The sequence below is a fragment of the Paenibacillus sp. EKM211P genome (assembly GCF_011066175.1).
GTDB lineage: Bacteria > Bacillota > Bacilli > Paenibacillales > Paenibacillaceae > Paenibacillus > Paenibacillus polymyxa.
Genome location: NZ_JAAMNS010000003.1, coordinates 137,224 through 156,154 on the forward strand (window position 1 = coordinate 137,224; position 18,931 = coordinate 156,154).

An 18,931-nucleotide genomic window follows, 5' to 3' on the forward strand; every position below is an offset into this window, starting at 1 on the left:
TCGTCGCAAGGGACGAATGCCGTGGTACCACCCTAATTACAGAAGTATACATGCAAGTCGTCAACGTCATTCAATCGACGGCAGTAACCTCTGAGCTTGATGCCCGTAACGGGGGCTTCCGGAAACCTCTACTGCGGCCAAAGGAATGAATCCTTCTGTCGTCGGTTCAAGGCTCGACTCGGGAGTGAATTTCAACGCGGGATAGCGGTACGCTCTCAGCAATACGTACCTTTCTGTGGGAATCCGATGACGCTTACTTGTCTCCGTCTATGTCTTTGTTCATGGTATTCAAAAGATTTGACCTTATTTTAAACAAAGTGGATGCAGAAGGCAAGCCCTGATTTCCGATTCTAATTTTTGCATTCCCTATCTGTTCTTTCATCTTGCTTGATCTCTGGGTTCGGGCTTCGCTGATGCGACTCCTCGTGGGTTATCTTCGGCTATGCCATCGTCCGTATGAGTTTTGTCCGCAGTCCTGCGGTCATCCTCTTCTACAGGATTCAAGGTTTTATAGCGTTTGTACTCCATATCAGCTTGAGACATCGGATCTTTATACATAGGAGATTAGTCAACTCCTTTCGGTATATACACTTCATTACCCGCATAGCAAGATGAGAAACCGCTTTCTTATCTCCTATAACATGCAGTAATTAATCCAGAATATCGTCACTGTCCAGTTGCTCTTCTTCATCCCCATCGGTACCATTCAGCAAATCTGTACCATGCAGGAATTCAGCAGGCGCAGAGGGATCAACAGGACTGTTCGGTGTCAGTTCATCGGCATCAGGTACGTCCTCCAGAGGAGTATCAGGCCCCTCGATCAGATTCTCCCAGTTTGTTTCTGCATTTTGCAGGGAAGGCTCAAAATCATGATCCTGTAGCTCAGTCTTTTGATTGTCGCGATTTGCCATCTAACTCATCTCCTTTGCTTTTTGTTGCTTATTTCGACCTTACCCAAACCGCAGAATGGCTAAACTTAGAGTTAGTGTGTCAGTAAAAAGTTAAAATCATGCGAATAGGGATATGCTCTTTCCCAATAAGCGTTTTTTTGGTAACTGCTGTGATATGATAAAGAGGAGTTGGAGGGATATGAATTGGAATGGTACATGTTTGGTCCGATGATTAGTCGAATCCGAGTAGGTCAAAAGGCATCAACCCCAGGCTATTCGCGTACCGTTATTCGGCGTCCGGATGGTTTATACTGGACAGACGGCGGACAGGCCGGAAAAATAGTAGAAATACGCGATTATTTATTCTCCGATATTTGGACGATCTATGAGGATGAAGAATGTGAACCTTGGATAGGGCTTAGAGAGCAGATGGAGCAACGCGAACAGGAAATGATCATTAACCAATATGAAGATTTTACAAATAATGATTAAAAAGAACATGATACCCTTATTTTGAAGAAGGTATGAACATCATCGTATAGAATAATATAATTTCAGGAAGATAAAAATGTTAAAACATATACAAATTTGTAAATCCTACTACGTAACTTTGAGGTGCTTAATATGAGGCATGTGCCCAAAGCTGTCGCCGCTCTGCTAGCGGTCATTGTGATACTATTGTCGCTGGACCACATTGGCTATGCGGCCAAAATGACCCCGGAAAGGGAGTATAAGATACCCTCCTGGGATATGAGATGGGGAGCAGAAGACGAGGATGGCTCTTTAGATGAGGTAACTGATCACAGTAAGGTCTGGATGCATATTGAAGATGATACACAGCTGCTCAAGCAGCCGGGCAATAGAGGCACCGCCTGGATTCGTATTAAGCTACCTTCGTTAAATGATGAAACACCAGCGGTGCTTTTTGAAAATATTTATGGCAGGCACATTACACTGTATAAGGATGGCACCAATTTTTATGAATCGTACCGTGGCTATAATTATGAGAATAATCGTATTCTGATTCCGCTGAAGCCAGAAGACAGTGGTAAAACATTATACATATGGACGGAAAGCAGTAAAAATAGACTGGGCATTATCGGAAATGTGATGACTGGTGATTATCGTGACTTGTTGGGAAACTTGGTCAGAATGGATGTCTTGGATATTGTACTGGGCAGTACATTTATCTTTATCGCCCTGGTGCTATTGATCTGCTCGTTTTTCCTGTTCCGTCCAAGTATGGCCATGTGGCTGTCCCTAAGCGCGATTGTATTGTCGATCGGTCTGATGATTGTAACGTATTCACCGTTTTTATATACGTTCTATCGCGGCTATGGCAAGCTGTATTTACAACTTTTTGATGTGGCGCTATTTATTCTGTTGCCTTCATTAGCCTTCTTTTTTGAGCAAAATATCAATTCAATTTTACTGATTCGGAAATTCAGAAAATTGTTAACCGCCTACTCTTTGTTCTGCTTCATCATCATGATTGTGAATTTAGGAGCACAGGAGCGACTCAACGATGTATATTATTTCTTCAGTGTCATCGTCCTCGGTATATTGCTTGTGGCTTTGATGGTACTTTTGGTATTTGCTTCGATTCGCATGGCGCTTAAGGGAGACCACGAAGCGATCATTTTATCGACAGGCTTTGCATTTTTTGCAGTCATCACGATCGCAGAACTCAGCTGGTTCTTTATCCGGGACGGACACTACAATATGTTTTTATGGAAATGGGGCGTGTTCGGTTTTGTCCTGGCATTGATTGCGATCTTGGGCAGAAGGCTGGCGGAAAAGCACAAGCAGGTGGTTCGGTATTCCAGAGAACTGGAGATGTTCAATAATGAGCTTCAACGTTCAGAGAAAATGGAGATTATTAGCGATTTGGCTGCATCTGTAGCTCATGAAGTGCGCAATCCGCTTCAGGTTACACGTGGATTTCTTCAGTTGATGAGCAAGCAGGAGGATGGTAAAAACAAAGACTATCTGCATATCGCTCTGGAGGAGCTGGATCGAGCGTCCGCGATTATTACCGATTTTCTGACTTTTGCCAAGCCGGAGTTTGACCATACCAAAACGTTGACCATATTGGATGAGTTCAAGCATATTGAAGGAATTATCAGTCCAATGGCAAATTTGCAAGGTGGGAAAATTTCGCTGGATATTCCCCAGGAAATTAAAGTGCGCGGGAATTCCTCCAAATTCAAGCAGGCATTTATCAATATTATCAAAAATAGTATTGAAGCGCTGCGAGAACAGGGACATATTCATATATGGGCTTATGTGAACAATGGAGAAGCAGTCATTCATATTCGGGATAATGGTGAAGGGATGGATGCTCAGACCTTATCCAGACTAGGTGAGCCTTATTTTTCGAATAAGACTAAAGGCACGGGTTTGGGGATGATGGTGACATTTCGGATTATTGAAACGATGAATGGTAAAATATCTTTTACAAGTGCAAAAGGGGTGGGAACAGAAGCGACCATCCGCTTCCCCGTAGCCGGATAACATCCGGCTTTTTTGCTTTCGGAGAAAACGGAGGGAAGCTTGCTGAGCCCACCCGCCTGAGATTAAGAAGTATAGATTAAATAAGCTACAAGTGCCAATCTACCACATCGAGCGAGGCTTCTGGGATGTAGCAAGCACACCTGAAGGGTTTGGAGGGATTACTAGATAGAACTGGTCAGACGTTTCCTCTACCGTTTTGATTTGGATATGATCGGGGATCACGACTCCTAACACATCACGAATTGCAGATTTGGGATCTGCCATCAGTTTTTCTCTGAAACTGGCATCCTCCCAAGCTTTTTGAATGACTTGTGTTTGAAGAACTTCAGTAGCCATCAAAAATCACCCTCTCATTCGATTGGTTATATTTACCTAGTCAGTATACCACGTAAGACTCAGAAAAATCTAGCATTACTTCATATTTTTGGAGAGCCAATAATCAAGCCCGCCTCTTCGCAAATGTGAGCGTCCGCCTTCAATTTCTGCTGCCTCTTCGCTGAGTTCTGCTGCAATGGAATGTGCGAACATATGCAGGCCGTGGATAGTAGGCTCCATCGTCTCTAGCTCCTGAACGGCTTGATTCGCAATATTCACATAGCTAGCGAGTGCGCCTCGCACATAAATCGCTTCCTGAATTTCTTGTGGTCCTAGTCCTTCACAGTACGGCTTCTTCCGTTCGGCGCTAATATGGGACAATAGGCAGTTATAGCTATGCTCCATTAAATCCTCTGTCCAATCTGCCCAATCATCCGACATTTGGAGCACGACCAGGGCCAAATCCGTCATCGCTGTAACGATCTCGATCAGGTCAGCATGGTCTGCGAGCAGTAGAGCACCCGTTCCGGCCATTTTTAATGGACTGGCTTTCAGTGCGACCTTATTTCTGTCACCTTGAAAATAGTCTGCTGCTCCTTCGGATACCACACTAACGGCCCATTCGTCCACATACGTCCGGGCATATGTCCAAAAAGGGGAGGTTGCCGGGAAAAGCTCCTGATAAATGTTTTGGCACTCGGTATAGAAAAGCTGGCTTAAGGCAAGTTGCGTTTTACGGTTGTCTGCTGCTGTGTCCATCACGTCGTCTTGGATTAAATAATGAGCCATGACGAACACGTTGCCGAGTGACAGCTTGCGACATGTTTCGGGAGGCAGTCCGGTGAGTTCCTGCAGCCAAAATGGAAGCAAATAGCATATGTAATTACGCGTACTGTCTTCACGCAACGGATTAAACCGTGCCAGGTAGTCTAACCCCTCTTGCTGAAAGGGAGCCTGAAATGTGGCCGTCCGTTCCTCCGCTTGACGAAATACCTTTTCCAATTCTTCTTTGTATGCAAAATACCACTCCATGGCCATCACCCGCATCTCTTATAAATGTTTTTGTAGCGACTTCTAGTTGTTACCCGCCATTGTACAACAGAATGCAATTTTCAAGAATTTGTTATTTTTAAATAAGGAATGTTGTGAAAAACATATAAAATGAATAAAAAAAGCTGAAAGAGAAAATATAGATGAAAAAGGATGAAAGGAGGGGCCACAACATGAAAAAACAATGGAAATTGACCGCTGCTATCCTATATGGAGGAGTGATGATGTATGGTACTGCGAGTGCAGGAGCATCCGGTATTGAATCGGGTAATCCGTTGCAAGCTCTCACTCCCAACGATTCTGTCCAAGGAGAAGCCCACCAGTGGAATGTTGATCCACAGGATGACCACGGGCACGGACATGTGCATAGACATAGACACGGCAAAAGGCCGGGCGGCTTGAATCACCATCTCAACGAGAAAGTAGCTAGGCTGCTGGGTATCACCCCTGTCCAGTTAGAGAAAGAACTGGGACAAGGGAAATCGTTGGCTGAGGTAGCTAAAAGCAAAGGGATTCAAGAGGATCAGCTCATCGATAAATTGAAGAATGAAATGACCGTGGATTTGAAGCGGCTTGTAAACCGTAAAGGTCCGATTACCTTCGATCGTAGGTCCGGGACTTCGAATGAGGCTCAATTGAAGCGTTAGATGGGGAATAAAATTGTTTTACAATAAAAAAGGATGGGGAGAACCCATCCTTATATTTCAACTTCCTTCATAAAGTGACTGTTGTGAGGAGAATCAGCTATCTTTAAAAAGCTTAAAAAAGTCAATGGTTTCATTAAAATCTTCATCATCCGTATAAATGTTCATGACCTTACCTATTTCAATTGCAAAATCTACATACTTATTGGGTTTAGCAGATATGATATTCTTGTGTATCTCCAGACCCGATGGATGACTCACATGATTTTTAGGGGAAACACCTGCTAGCTCCAATAGTTCAGTGGCAGAACAAATGGTTGCAATCACTTTATGATCATTATTCAGGGTATGAATGAGAGCTAGAAGTTGTTTGTTTGTCTTTAATTGAGTGTTATCTCCACCAGGTATAATGAGGAGTTGAATGTCCTCCGCAGCCACTTCATCAAGGGCTACCGCAGGCGTAACTTTAAAATCCTCATAGGAAATAACAGGTTCTTTGGTTACTCCAATCGTAACAATATCCCCTTTGGTTTTCATAAAATAGGTTGCCAGCATAATTTCAAAACTAACATAACCATCATAAATTAGAACATGTGACTTCATTTATACACCCACTAACATTTTTTTAGTTTAAGTCCGTTAAAAGCGTCTTTAGGAAGATTACATATAGTCAGAATATATCATCTTGAAGAGTTTAAATCCATATTTTACAGCAATATCAATAAGTTTTGGTAATCTAACTTGTTGAATTTTGGTCAGTATGGATTCAAATTAAAAAAATAACCAGTCACCTTGAAATTAACAGCGACTGGTTATTGAGTTTTGCTCGGATGCGAGTGAAGTGAAACCTACAGTAGCTTTTAAGCTGGGAAATACGGCTATGTGACACGCCAATCCATTCAGCATATTTGCCTTGCTTGGCTGTGGGATGCTCACGGATGAGGCTTCTTAGATGTTCAACCAAAGTTGTGATGACGATCAATTGACGCTGTTTCCTTTCAAATCGTGTATGCATTTTTTACATAAAAATGAATCTCTGAAATAGCTTAAATCCTGAACCGAATAGCATAAATGGCAGCAAACGCCGATATATTTCCGCATACTTAACAATCCTGTTTCAACATCCAAGTAAAATTCCAAAGACTCGCCAGCTTGAATTCCCATAGAGTTTCGCAATTCCTTAGGAATAACAATCCGGCCTAACGTGTCCAAGGGACGTGTCATACCTGTATTTTTCAAGTGACCTTCTCCTTATCATAATAATCTATCAACCAATAATCTCCTAATAAAAAAATAAAAATCTATAAAGTAAAAGTATTTATCGATGTTCCAAAAGATGGTATTATCATGAATGAAAAACAATAAGTATACTATTAGTTTCAAAACTATATGAATTATTGAAATGGGAATCTATGAAGATGCTGAAAGGGTGGTTTATCCATGGAAATCACACCTACGATACAGGCAGAAGTTCAAACCTATCTAAAACGCAAAAGCTTAACCATGACCGAGTTTGGTCACACGATCGATTTGAATGTAGGTACAGTTAGTGGTATTGTGACGGGCAATCGATCTATGTCGGTTCACCAACTGGATAGTATTACTGCGGGAATGAATTTACCACCGGATTATTTTTACGAACGTTACATTGAAGAATGCATTGAAGAATGTCCACTCAACTGGAAAAAAATCAGCCCGTTCCTGTACCGATGCATTGAGCTAGGGCGATTGGACTGCTTGCAGCGAGTTGTAATTCTATTATTGGATAACCCTAATTATCTGCCATCGCTCTTTGAAGTCGCCGAAAATGTATACCAAGACGGTTACAACGAAGCAGCCGCTTACTTATACAAAAAGGTAGCTGAAAGCGAAAAGCAGCAACATTCAGAGCGATTGGCAATCTGCCAGTATCGCTTGTTCCAAATCAAAGTCGGACAGGATCGGGCTGTAAACCTTCAGGCTGCTATTGAATTCGCCCCTTTTGTGGATCGCTTAGATGAGATAGAGCAATTGGATGCTTTAAAAGATTTGGCGAATGTCTATAGATCATTAAGCATGTGGGATAAGGTGTATGAATTCGCACATCAAATGGGTCAGTTAGGACAACTCCAATATCATCTGGTTCACAATTCCAAGCGAAAAGGAACAGAGCCACGAAAAAAGCTAAGCAGACCATTGTTTGTATACATAGCTTACGCAGAATTGATGTGTGCTAATGCTTGTGATGCAAAAGGAGATCATGAACAAGCATTAGCACATATTCGTGGTTATTCCGATCTAAGCTGGGTTAAGGAAAATGATCCAGATACACTCCATTGGCTAAGAAAATTTAGCACTGGGCAAAAATTAATACCTGTGTAAATAAGCTTATGTCTGGAGATATTAGGGCGCTGCCGGATTACGTTAGTTATATATCTGGAGAACAACATATATTTGCGGAACTTTTAAATGTCTTAGAAGTAGCTAATCGGTACAACATTGACATTGATCATATTCTTCAGCACTTCGAACCCCAAATTACAGCTTATCGAAATCAAGAATATACGAGTACATTAACAGAGCAGCAAGTCATACACGAAGAAACCGTGCGATTCTGGTATAAGTTGGCTAAATACAACTTATATAAAGGAAGGTACCTTTATGGGTTTAAATGCTTAATAGAAGCGTTGAAAAAAGCTGGTATAATTAACCATGCACTACTTATTTCTAATTGTGCAGGCTTATTTTTCCGTTTCAGTGAGCTTGCTACTCCTGAAATGCAGGCACAATTTCACTCTGCTTATGAGGAGGTGTGGAAAAGAAATGATCAAGAAGACGGCTTTAGTTTTGGCAACAATTAGTTTTTTACTGGTATTTGCATTACCAGTTCCAACTGGAATCCCAAGCGCTAACACAATCCAAGTTCAAGGACACATTGGCACAGCTTAAACAATATTTTAGTTTTTTATTGGCCAGCTTATTGCTGGTCTCTTTTTGTATTATTTTGTAATTTTTTGCTTCAAAATTGATCTTGGCCTATTTGTACATCCCTTCTTAAAATGAAATTCAGAGGAGGTATGTAGGATGAACAAGGATGAAAAGGTAACGTTAATTCAACAAATGGAACATGCCAGACAACACATGCATGATCTTTACGCAGAGTATGGCCTAGGACATGCCTGTGTACTGGAGCAGTCTATGCGTTTGGATGAACTGATTAATCAGTTCAACCGTATGTTTCAGACCAGGAAGCAGCCTCACCAAGTTTTGGACCAGATCCTTAACAACGACGATGGTATGCTGAGTTCATCCCCCCATTCCTATTATGCAAAACTGTGATTTCTCCCACGTAATGCTTATAATTATTCAATATAATGACTTATTTTAAAATAAAATACATATCCATGTCATAAAATGTTAATCAGTTTGGAACATGATTCATCACACTTAGACAGCAAAAAAGCAGAGCTCAATACGTGAGCCCTGCAAAAGCCTTTGACGGTATTTGAATCCCTATGCTGAAACGCTGGGGCAGAAGATTAGCCAAGCTCCTGCGTGCTTTTGGAAGCACGTTTGGAGGAAAGGAACTGAAAATGAAGCCGCCAGTTCAATCGCTGTCTGCCTTTTGAGCCAACAATCCAGTTGCCGCCAGGCAGATGGGCAAAGAGCCAGCTGATACCGAGAGAAGCACTTGCCACGACGACAAACGTAATGAGCGTAGCTGTAAAATGATGATCCCCTAGGGCAAGCGGACGGGTGTAAAAGGATATGAAGGACAGCACGAGCGCATGGGCCAGATATCCTCCGAAGGAATAGCGTCCGATCCAGTTTAGCATACGGCGAAACGGCTCGGAACGCTGGTCTTTTTGCAGATGAAGTAGCAGCCCATACAACAAAAGCAACTGCGAGACAATCAGTACGAAGGTGCTTGGCTTCAGATAGGTAGAAATATTGAGATTGATCGTATCGCCCGACTGGATCAGCATCGTATGACCCATGAGCATGAACAGAGCGATAAAGACAAATACATTCCATGGCAACGTCTGCTGGGCCAATCCCCGCCAGGTGTCCGTCATATAGGCGCACACTGCGCCCAGCATAAAATAGAAAAAATACATAACAAAGTTATAAGTGCGGTAATCTAACAAAGTCTGCCCAAAGGACGGCAACCAAGCGCTCCATGCAGACATGTCATAGTAGGACCATTGTAACAGCAACGCATAAGCCGCAGCAGCAATCAGCATCACAGCCAAAACAAGCTGCTTGCGCTTTTTGGTGCTATAACGACGTAGAAACGTTCGAATCTGCTCGGTTGCTTTTGCAAATAAAGGAAACCAAATATAAAACTGAAAGATCATGACCACAAACCATAGATGATATCCGCTGACAGGGATGATCATTTCCTCGAACATACCTTTGTAAAAGGATAAATTTCCCCACTGCGCGGTTGACCAGTTCTGAGTACACACCCAATAGACAACCGTCCAGCAGAGAAAAGGAACATAAATATCTCGAAACCGTCTGCCAATATAACGGGAATAGCCAATCGGTTTGTTACCATTATAAAATAACAGCGCCGCAGACAGGAAAACGAACGTCGGTGTGCCAAAACGTGTCAAATGGTACAGCATCGCGAGCATAACGGAATCCGGCTGTTGGATGTCGCTGCGATAAATATATTCGCCAATGCAATGCTGAAGCACGACAGCGAGGTAGGCAAGACCCCGTAGTTCTGTCCACTCTGCGATACGCGGCTTGCTCATCCATATCACTCCTTTTCCTCAAGATTCGCACATGTTTTTCCTAGCACAATTGTAGGTATTGTACCGTAGGAACATTAGTGCAGGATTAACGCCACCTGAAAGTAAGAAGAGTGAAGTAGTTCCAATTTAATATGATTGCGTTTACAATCTAAGTGAAACCAGAATAAATTAAAGTGAATTTATAACTTAAGGATACGCACAGGAAGAGGAGAGGAAGGATGAAGAAAACGCTGCTGGTGTACATGCTGCTGATTGCAGCCTTTGCTCTCTATGTGTTCAGATATGAACAAACCGGGCGGTTGAATGGAGCTTGGGAGGAAAAAGGGCTACGAGGCAGTATCGGAGAAACGTATATGATGATTACGTTCCAGTCCGGTTTGGAGTATTGGAAAAGCGGGCTCAAGGGCTTCGAGGATGCTGGGGATGCCTTGGGGGTAACGGTGGAGTATCGGGGGGCTACCCGGTATGATGCACAGGAGCAGACGACGGTCATTGAGCAGGCGATTGCCCGTAAACCCGCAGGCATTGCCATATCAGCGATTGATCCCCACTCCCTGATCCCGGTCATTAATAAGGCACTGGATGCGGACATTCCTGTCGTGCTGTTTGACGCTGGAGCGCCGGGGAGCCGGGCGTATACATTTTTGGGTACGGATAATTATAAGGCGGGCGTGACCGCTGCGGAAAAAATGGCTGAGCTGTTGGGACGTGAAGGCCAAGTCGCTGTTCTGACACTGCCGGGGCAGCAAAATCATGAGGAACGCTCGCGCGGCTTTCGCGATACCATTCAGCGGCAGTATCCTGCCATGAAGGTGGTGGAAGTGGTAGATGGTCGTGCTGACGTGATGGTGTCCAGGGATGAATCGCTAAGGTTGATGAAGGCTTATCCGAAACTGGCGGGTATTTTTGTGACCGAAGCCACCGGAGGAACAGGTGTGGGTGAGGCGGCACTGAGCCAAAAAGGCAGTCATCCGCTAAAAATTATTTCTTTTGATACGAATAAAGCGACACTGGATATGATTCGTGATGGGACCATCTCGGCAACGATTGCCCAAGGGACATGGAATATGGGCTATTGGTCACTTCAATATCTGTTCCATCTGCATCATCATTTGACGATTCCTGCACCTTCTTCGTCTGGAGATAACACCCCGCTGCCCGTGCGGGTGGATACTGGGATTTCCGTCGTCACCCGAGCGAATGTAGATGATTACTATGCAAAATAAATATTGGAAGCGCATCCACTTAGGGATGCATCAAATGATGCCGAGGTTACGCTTGCGCAATATGCCTTTACGCTATCAGCTCATGGTGCTGTTCTTGCTGTTTGGCATCGTGCCTTCACTGGGACTAGGCCTGCTGGTGAATTGGACGGTGGAACGGATTATTGAGCGGCAGGTGGAAAACCATACGATGCAGTTAATTGGCAAGGTGAACGAAGCACTGGATACCAAAATGGAAAATTTACAGAACATGACGTATCTGATTGCGTTTAATCCTGAAATTGGGGAGTTTTGGAAAGGGCGGACGCTGGCTGATGGTCACGCGGGTCATACGAGTAGTGTAATGCCGGGAAATCAGGGGGAGCGAGCCAAGAAACCTCTCCTTAACCAGGCTCCCGGCTCCAAGCAGGTTGTAAGTTCCGTACAGGAGCAGGATACCTTGTATGAAATGAAGCAATTTTTGCAGGGCTTTACCACTTTATATCCTGAAATTGCCGGGATTCTGATCGTGAACGAAAAAGGAGATTATATCAGCAATGAAATGTATGCTCGAAGCACACGCAGTCTGACGGAAGAAGACTGGTACACACAGGCGGCGCAGCATGCAGGGATATTCACTGTGCTGGGACAGCCAAGTCACCGTAATGTGACCACTCATGTCCGGTACAAGGACAGTGAAATTGTCTCTGTCGTCCGTTCGGTCACGGATTCGGAGACAGGACATGTACTGGGTGTAATTATGATTGATCTTAAGCTGCGGGCTGTGTCGCAAGCTGCCAGAGATGTAACCTTGGGCAAAAGCGGGTATGTCATGGTGACAGATGCCAAGGGACGCAGTGTATATATGCCAGATATGCCTTTGATTGAGCGCATTCCGCCGCAATGGTTCGGGCCAGAGGATAGCGGGATGTTTACCCGTGAAGCCGGAGGCAGGGAATTGCTGTTCATGTTCCAGGCTTCCGAGTTCACGGGCTGGAGAACCGTGGGAGTATTCCCGGCACGCGAATCTACACTGGAAGTGCGGCAAATTCAGTTCTACGTTGTCTGTTTTGTTTTCATTGTATGTCTGTTTGGCTTAACGGCATCCTTGCGATTGTCCAGCTCTATCGCGCAGCCAATTTTCCGGCTTATGTCTTATATGCGTACGGCAGAGACGGGGGATCTTACGGTTCGCCAATGGAGTGAGCGCGGGGATGAAATCGGAATGCTGGGCCGGAGCTTTAACCGGATGCTGGAGCAAATCCGCCGTCTCATGTCGCTTAGCGAACTGAGGGAACGACAAAAACGGGATGCCGAACTACGCAGTCTTCAAGAGCATATTAAGCCGCATTTTCTATACAATACGCTAGATACAATTCATTGGATGGCCCGAAAAAATGGAGCAGACGACGTATCCGATATGGTGGGGGCGTTATCGAGATTGTTCCGCCTTGGGCTGAGCAAAGGGGATGACTTTATTCCGCTGCGCTCTGAGATTGAGCATATCTCAAGCTATATGCAAATCCAGCAAACCCGTTATCGTGACCGACTTCGCTGGGAATTAAATGTACCCGACGGGCTGAAGGATCTGTTTGTGTTGAAGCTTATGCTTCAGCCTGTGGTGGAAAATGCGATTTACCACGGCATTAAGGCCAGACGTGGTCCAGGCACGATTTGTGTAGAAGCTAAAGCCGAGGACGGCAAGCTGCTGCTGACGGTACGTGACGACGGTGCAGGGATGACGGCGGAGCGTCTGCGTGAGCTGCGTGAATGGCTGGAAATACCGCTGGAGGCGATGGAAGGAAGACGGAAACAAAAGGAAGTTCGTACAAATGGCAGAAGCTACGGCATGCTGAATGTACAAGCGCGTATCCGATTGTCTTTTGGCGAGGAATATGGAATTACATTGGACAGTAAAGAAGGGACAGGTACCTGCGTTACAATCACTCATCCGTTGCTGCTGGATATGGCGCAACTGAAGAAGCCTTATGACGAAGGAGAGGGTCAGGATGACGAAATCCAAGGGAACAGACAACGCGACAACGGCGAGTCTGATTGACCAAGCCATACCAGAAGTGACGATAGGGACGGCTAAACGTTATCAAGTATTGATCGCAGATGATGAGCCGATCATCCGTGAGGGGATTCGGGACTGCCTAGACTGGACGGCTCTGGGCATGGAGGTTGTAGCAGAGGCAGAGGACGGTGAAGAAGCGCTGGAACTGATTGGTCAGCTTAGCATCGACATCGTGCTGGTCGATATGAATATGCCATTCATGGATGGAATTGAACTGATTCGGCGGCTGCGGGAAGGACGCTCGGAGTGCCGTTGTCTGATCATTTCCGGGCATGATGAATTTGCTTATGCACAGGAAGCTGTACGGCTTGGCGTAGAAGATTATATTCTGAAGCCGGTAAATGCGGATCAGCTTCACGCTGCATTGTCACGGCTTCGTCAGCGACTGGACGAGGAGCACAAACGCGCCGCCTATGTAGAACAAGCTGCCGGGCAGATTGAACGGAATATTCCGCTGCTGCGTCAGCGGTTTTGCCTGGAATGGCTGGAAGGACAGCACACGGGAAAAGACGTCATGGAGCAGTTGGCGTTTTTACGTCTTCCATCCCGGCCGCCTGTTCAAATCGGCGCGGTACGGTGGCCAGCGGCAGAGGCGAGGCAGACAATTATGCGTGAGAATGATCGCCAGTTGTTTCTTTTCGCCGCCGAAAATATTATTGGCGAACTGCTGGAGGATCGATCGCATGTGTTGTTTCGCGATGCGAACGGGCTGATCGGCATATGCCTGTGGCAGGAGGCACCCGAGACGATCGGCGCTTCTATAGAGCAGGCCATTGGACGCTACCTGAATATAGCGGTTCACACACATGTGGAGTCCAACGAGGGTGGGCTTGAAGGCGCAATCGATGCGTACCGGGTGAGCCGGGACCGGGTGTACGGTGAAGCGCAGCTATCGCCCATCGTACGCCGGGCCCGGCAGCTTATTCAGGAAGGTTATGCCGATCGCGAGCTGACGCTGGAAGCTCTTGCCTCGCGGCTACAGGTATCGGCTGTATATCTCAGCCGTGTGCTCAAAAAGGAGCTCAACGACAGCTTCGTGACCCTCGTCACGCGTGCCCGTATCCGCAAAGCAGTGCAGCTGCTGGACTCTACGACATTGTCTGTGCTTGATATAGCAGAACGTACGGGATACGATAGTCAGCACTATTTTAGCACTGCTTTTAAAAAAGCCATGGGCGTGTCTCCTGTGCAGTACCGTAAGGGCGGGGGAATTCAGGAAAATTCGTCGGAATAGGAATGTTGGATTGCGGAATTGCCTTGCGCCCTCTCATGATAATCTGGCTAAAAAGTGTGTGTGTAATCACACCCGCACGTTCAGGGGTTTGTTACGCTGTAGATAACGAACAAATATCTATCAATATTTGGAGGAAAACGATATGTTTTGTTATCAGTGTGAACAGACGCCGAGTGGCGGGTGTAAAGTCATCGGGGTGTGCGGAAAAAATGAGACAGTAGCGAGCTTGCAGGATACAATGATTTTTGCATTAAAAGGGATTGCTGCCTATGCAACACATGCTCGTCAGTTGGGATATACCGATCCTGAGGTGGATCGGATCACGCATGAAGCGTTATATATGACCTTAACCAATTCAAACTTTAATGTACAAGAGCATTTGGAGATGGCAATGAAGGTCGGAAATGCAGCTGTACGGATCATGGATGTGCTGGATCGTGCCCATACGGATCGTTTTGGCATCCCGCAGCCGATTACCGTCAGCCAAAATAAAATTGAAGGCCAATGCATCGTCGTGACCGGACATAATCTGTACGCGCTGGAGGAATTACTGCGGCAGACCGAAGGAAAGGGCATCAACATCTACACCCACTCGGAAATGCTGCCAGCGCACGGTTATCCGGCGTTGAAGAAATATGCACATTTGAAGGGCAATATCGGCAAGGCTTGGTACGATCAACGCAGATTGTTCGAGGAGTTCCCGGGCGCGATTCTTGCCACGACCAACTGTGTTATGCCGATTAAAGGCACATATGCAGACCGCTTCTTCTCTTATGAAGTAGCAGGGCTGGAAGGTGTAGCCAAAATTGTGAACGACGACTTCTCTCCACTAATTGAACGCGCGTTGGCCCTGCCAGCCGCTGATGTAGACTCGGAACAGGTGCTTACGACAGGATACCATCATGAGACGGTCATCGGGCTGGCACCTGAGATCATTCAGGCCGTCAAAGACGGACATATCCGCCGTTTCTTCGTCATCGCGGGCTGTGACGCACCAGGCAAAGGCGGCAACTATTACCGCGAGCTGGCGACATCCTTGCCGAATGACACGGTCATTTTGACCACGTCCTGTGGTAAATTCCGCTTTAATGATGTGGACTACGGCACTGTTGGAGATACTGGCATTCCACGTTATATTGATTTGGGGCAATGCAACAATTCCGGTTCTACTGTGAAAATCGCTCTGGCTTTAGCGGATGCTTTTGGTTGTACGGTGAATGAGCTGCCTGTCAGCATTGTGCTGTCCTGGTTTGAGCAAAAAGCAGTTGCCATCCTGCTAGGCTTGTTCAGCCTTGGCATCCAGGATATTCGCATTGGGCCAAAGCCGCCTGAGTTTATTTCTTCGGGTGTACTGGATGTACTGGTGGAGATGTTTGGCTTGAAGCTAATTACGACCGCAGAGGAAGATATGAAAGCGATGCTGGCGTTGTCGTAAGAGGTAGGTGGGGAACTGCAGAGTGCAGTTCCTTTTTTTGTTTCATCGTTCATCCATTCTAATAAATATATCCGTAAGAATCTTTAAGGCCAGCTCAGTATCTTTGGTTTCACGAGTTCTTAGGAGAGACAAAATGGCTTTTATACTCGAATCTTCTTCGGTAAGCTCATCATTTTCCTTCACATATGTAAGCAATTGATAGACGCCCACGTTCAATGCCTTCGCTATTTTCTCCAGATTTTTCAAAGATATATTTCTCTCCGCACGCTCAATGAAACCAATATAACTCGAATTGAAACCTGCTTTTTCGGCTAAAGCTTCTTGGGAAAGCCCTTTAGACTTTCGAATATCTCGAATACGTGTACCGACTAATTCTAATAGTTCTGACATGAATACACCTCTCTATAGTTAGAAGTGTAGAGAAAGAGTTACATCTAATTAATATGCGTTAGTAAGTAAATTGAATTAAAAACTACTATATAGTAATATTCATTATGAAGCTTGTCCGATAGCTAGAAAATTATACATTTTAGTGCTCTAATGATATGCTACGTTGCTCACATTTGTTTCAGGATTTTGCAAAACCCTTATTTATGAAATTTAAATTCAGGAGTTGATTCCTCATGAAACACTACTCCTTAAGTCCCCAACTACATAGTGAAGCTGATTTCAAATTGCCTAAGTATAGTGACAACCACATATTGAATTGCATGATGGATTTTCAAAAGCTTGCCCAATACCAAATGCAGCTTGCCCAGATGATGCGTGATCATAATCAATGGCTAAATTGCCTCATTCTTTGTGATCGCGCTATGTTTTCTATGGCGAAGGCCATTTATGTACATCGAAATCAAATCATGCCTTTATCCATTAGTCTATCCATGAACGATCTGCTTAGACTAATTCGCTCGGATGCGGAGCCGTGTTTAGATATGGTGCTGTTTATGGGTACCATGCATTATCTGGTCTCCGGAGAGGAAGAAGCATCCAGGGAGACGATGAAGCTGGAGGAAGTAGACATGTTGCTGTATAAAACAGACTCTATTCTAGAACGTCTATCGCGGCGTATCATAACGAATCCATCGAAGCGGTATCCGTCTATTTTTAAAGAAAACCCGTTCAATTAAATTGTTGAATTTTTAAACTTCATATCAGAAAGGGTGTTATTTGAAATGCCTACATACAACAAGCTGGTGCGGGATCGGATCCCGCATATCATTATGTCTCAAGGTAAGGAATGTCGGACACGCATTTTGGACCTAGAGGAGTATAAGCAGGAACTGCGAACGAAGCTTCGTGAAGAGACTGAGGAGTATTTTGCAGCGGACAAAGATCAGGATGCGCTGGAAGAACTAGCGGATATGCTCGAAGTCATCCGAGCGCTGGCAGAAGTACATGGAGCGAATGTACCCGAGCTGGACAAGCTGCGGGCGGACAAAGCCGAGGCCCGGGGAGGATTCCAGGAGCGGGTGTTCTTAATTGATGTCGACGAAGCTTAACGTCATTAAGTAATACCTCCCCCACCACAAAGGTTAAAATTTTATAAAAAAGGTTCAAAACCTGCAAAGACCTTCCCCGGCCTGGAATGATACCATGTGTTTGCACATAAAAAAAGAGAGGTGCTCATCGCCTCGCTTATGTAAGCGCTATCTCATTTCAATTTTAATCAGCAATGACCTGAGGATTTTGCAAAATCCTTACCTTCAAATGACCTGCATCACATGAGGAAAGGGGAACTTCATATGAAAAAGGGAGCTGTTGTTGTTTGGCTTCTGGTTTTGGCCCTGATGCTTTCGGCCTGCAATCTGGCGGAGAGTGGAACGGGCAGCAAGGAAAAAGGCTATGTGGGCATTTCCATGCCGACCAAATCGTCCGAGCGTTGGGTAGGGGACGGAGAAAATATGGTTCGGTTGTTTCAGGAGCAAGGCTATAAAACGGATTTACAGTATGCCGAGGACGTGGTGGAAAATCAAATTTCCCAAATCGAAAACATGATCACCAAGGGCGTTAATGTTATGGTCATTGCTTCGGTCGATGGAAACACGCTGACGGATGTAATTCAGAAGGCACACGACCGAGGGATTCAGGTCATTTCTTACGACCGTCTGATTCGCAACACACCGTATCTGACGTATTATGCGACCTTTGATAACTTCAAGGTGGGCGTATTACAGGCGGCATATATTGAGAAAAAGCTGGGTCTCAAGGATGGCAAGGGCCCTTTCAATATCGAGCTGTTCGGCGGATCGCCGGATGACAATAATGCATACTTCTTCTTTAATGGTGCGATGTCCGTACTTAAGCCATACATTGATTCCGGTAAGCTGGTCGTGCGCAGCAAGCAGATGACGATGGCGCAGATCGCTACACTGCGATGGGATGGAGCTTTGGCACAGTCGCGGATGGATAATCTGCTGAGTGCCTACTACTCAGGGGCCAATCTGGATGCGGTGCTCTCTCCGTATGACGGCATTAGCATCGGTATCATTTCATCCCTGAAAGGGGTCGGATATGGATCAGCGAACAAGCCACTGCCGATCATTACCGGACAGGATGCGGAGCTGGCTTCGATCAAATCCATTGTGGCTGGAGAGCAGACCCAAACCATATTTAAGGATACCCGTAAGCTGGCTGAGCAAACGGTCGTGATGGCCAACAGCATTTTACAAGGCAAGCAAGCGGAAGTAAATGACGTTAAATCCTATAACAACGGGAAAAAGGTAATTCCTGCGTACTTGCTTGATCCAATCTCGGTGGATCGGACGAATGTAGAGAAGGATATTGTCGGCAGTCACTATTACACCAAAGAACAAATCGGACTGAAATAA

18 protein-coding genes, 2 pseudogenes and 1 other annotated feature are annotated in these 18,931 nt (G+C 45.3%); of the genes and pseudogenes, 12 read left to right on the top strand and 8 right to left on the bottom strand.

The genetic code is table 11. The annotated features are described in order from the left end of the window. Positions 1-5: 5 nt before the first annotated feature. Positions 6-279 (bottom strand) — a binding site (T-box leader). Between the two features lie 99 nt (positions 280-378). Both G9G57_RS06495 and G9G57_RS06500 read right to left on the bottom strand, forming a co-directional pair. Further along, on the bottom strand, positions 379-558 hold the full coding sequence (locus G9G57_RS06495; RefSeq protein ID WP_013369719.1) for a hypothetical protein: 180 nt from the start codon (positions 556-558) through the stop codon (positions 379-381). 92 nt (positions 559-650) lie between these two features. Then, the gene (locus G9G57_RS06500) at positions 651-911 is read right to left on the bottom strand and encodes a hypothetical protein (RefSeq protein WP_013369720.1); all 261 of its coding nucleotides are present in this window, start codon (positions 909-911) and stop codon (positions 651-653) included. Positions 912-1,094: 183 nt separating this feature from the next. Here G9G57_RS06500 and G9G57_RS06505 point away from each other — a divergent pair, with 183 nt between their 5' ends. Together G9G57_RS06505 and G9G57_RS06510 are read left to right on the top strand one after the other, a co-directional pair. Further along, complete coding sequence (locus tag G9G57_RS06505; RefSeq protein ID WP_013369721.1) at positions 1,095-1,382, top strand: hypothetical protein; 288 nt, start codon at positions 1,095-1,097, stop codon at positions 1,380-1,382. 132 nt (positions 1,383-1,514) lie between these two features. Further along, positions 1,515-3,404 carry an ATP-binding protein gene (locus tag G9G57_RS06510; RefSeq protein ID WP_164964677.1) on the top strand — a complete coding sequence of 630 codons (1,890 nt, stop codon included), beginning with the start codon at positions 1,515-1,517 and terminating at the stop codon, positions 3,402-3,404. A gap of 99 nt (positions 3,405-3,503) precedes the next feature. Here the strand turns inward: G9G57_RS06510 and G9G57_RS06515 are convergent, their stop codons facing one another. Beyond that, positions 3,504-3,740, bottom strand: a complete 237-nt coding sequence (locus tag G9G57_RS06515; protein WP_016821365.1) for an NHLP leader peptide family RiPP precursor — start codon at positions 3,738-3,740, stop codon at positions 3,504-3,506. 75 nt (positions 3,741-3,815) lie between these two features. Then, a complete protein-coding gene (locus tag G9G57_RS06520; RefSeq protein WP_164964826.1) occupies positions 3,816-4,751 on the bottom strand; it encodes a hypothetical protein in 936 nt (311 codons plus the stop codon). Positions 4,752-4,942: 191 nt separating this feature from the next. Between G9G57_RS06520 and G9G57_RS06525 the strand changes: the two genes are divergently transcribed. Beyond that, positions 4,943-5,416, top strand: a complete 474-nt coding sequence (locus G9G57_RS06525; protein ID WP_044786425.1) for a hypothetical protein — start codon at positions 4,943-4,945, stop codon at positions 5,414-5,416. A gap of 93 nt (positions 5,417-5,509) precedes the next feature. Here the strand turns inward: G9G57_RS06525 and G9G57_RS06530 are convergent, their stop codons facing one another. Together G9G57_RS06530 and G9G57_RS26370 are read right to left on the bottom strand one after the other, a co-directional pair. After that, entirely contained in the window at positions 5,510-6,016 is a 507-nt protein-coding gene (locus G9G57_RS06530) for a DJ-1/PfpI family protein (RefSeq protein ID WP_044786426.1), read from the bottom strand. A 184-nt stretch (positions 6,017-6,200) separates the two neighbouring features. After that, a pseudogene (locus tag G9G57_RS26370) lies at positions 6,201-6,652 on the bottom strand (AbrB/MazE/SpoVT family DNA-binding domain-containing protein). A gap of 201 nt (positions 6,653-6,853) precedes the next feature. Here G9G57_RS26370 and G9G57_RS06540 point away from each other — a divergent pair. Next, positions 6,854-8,253, top strand: a pseudogene (locus tag G9G57_RS06540) (transcriptional regulator). Between the two features lie 223 nt (positions 8,254-8,476). Then, positions 8,477-8,731, top strand: coding sequence for an aspartyl-phosphate phosphatase Spo0E family protein (locus tag G9G57_RS06545; protein WP_164964678.1), 255 nt, complete (start codon positions 8,477-8,479; stop codon positions 8,729-8,731). 200 nt (positions 8,732-8,931) lie between these two features. On the opposite strand, the gene G9G57_RS06550 is transcribed toward G9G57_RS06545, so the two are convergent. Then, positions 8,932-10,155, bottom strand: coding sequence for an acyltransferase (locus tag G9G57_RS06550; protein ID WP_025364200.1), 1,224 nt, complete (start codon positions 10,153-10,155; stop codon positions 8,932-8,934). Positions 10,156-10,373: 218 nt separating this feature from the next. On the opposite strand from G9G57_RS06550, the gene G9G57_RS06555 reads away from it, so the two are divergent. From G9G57_RS06555 to hcp, 4 genes are all read left to right on the top strand, one after another. Continuing rightward, complete coding sequence (locus tag G9G57_RS06555) at positions 10,374-11,381, top strand: substrate-binding domain-containing protein (RefSeq protein ID WP_164964679.1); 1,008 nt, start codon at positions 10,374-10,376, stop codon at positions 11,379-11,381. Positions 11,382-11,415: 34 nt separating this feature from the next. Further along, positions 11,416-13,416, top strand: coding sequence for a cache domain-containing sensor histidine kinase (locus G9G57_RS06560; RefSeq protein ID WP_102998635.1), 2,001 nt, complete (start codon positions 11,416-11,418; stop codon positions 13,414-13,416). Continuing rightward, positions 13,367-14,668 carry a response regulator gene (locus G9G57_RS06565; protein ID WP_113050931.1) on the top strand — a complete coding sequence of 434 codons (1,302 nt, stop codon included), beginning with the start codon at positions 13,367-13,369 and terminating at the stop codon, positions 14,666-14,668. The genes G9G57_RS06560 and G9G57_RS06565 overlap by 50 nt, the downstream gene beginning before the upstream one ends. A gap of 142 nt (positions 14,669-14,810) precedes the next feature. Further along, positions 14,811-16,103 (top strand): hydroxylamine reductase, encoded by a 1,293-nt coding sequence (gene hcp, locus G9G57_RS06570; protein ID WP_017426382.1) that lies wholly within the window; start codon positions 14,811-14,813, stop codon positions 16,101-16,103. Between the two features lie 42 nt (positions 16,104-16,145). Here the strand turns inward: hcp and G9G57_RS06575 are convergent, their stop codons facing one another. Continuing rightward, complete coding sequence (locus G9G57_RS06575; protein WP_016821354.1) at positions 16,146-16,493, bottom strand: helix-turn-helix domain-containing protein; 348 nt, start codon at positions 16,491-16,493, stop codon at positions 16,146-16,148. 233 nt (positions 16,494-16,726) lie between these two features. Here G9G57_RS06575 and G9G57_RS06580 point away from each other — a divergent pair, with 233 nt between their 5' ends. The 3 genes from G9G57_RS06580 (at position 16,727) to chvE (ending at position 18,931) form a co-directional block, all read left to right on the top strand. Next, the gene (locus tag G9G57_RS06580) at positions 16,727-17,230 is read left to right on the top strand and encodes a hypothetical protein (protein WP_153794293.1); all 504 of its coding nucleotides are present in this window, start codon (positions 16,727-16,729) and stop codon (positions 17,228-17,230) included. Between the two features lie 45 nt (positions 17,231-17,275). Next, the gene (locus G9G57_RS06585; protein WP_064795514.1) at positions 17,276-17,602 is read left to right on the top strand and encodes a nucleoside triphosphate pyrophosphohydrolase; all 327 of its coding nucleotides are present in this window, start codon (positions 17,276-17,278) and stop codon (positions 17,600-17,602) included. Between the two features lie 243 nt (positions 17,603-17,845). Further along, positions 17,846-18,931, top strand: a complete 1,086-nt coding sequence (gene chvE / locus G9G57_RS06590) for a multiple monosaccharide ABC transporter substrate-binding protein (RefSeq protein WP_017426385.1) — start codon at positions 17,846-17,848, stop codon at positions 18,929-18,931.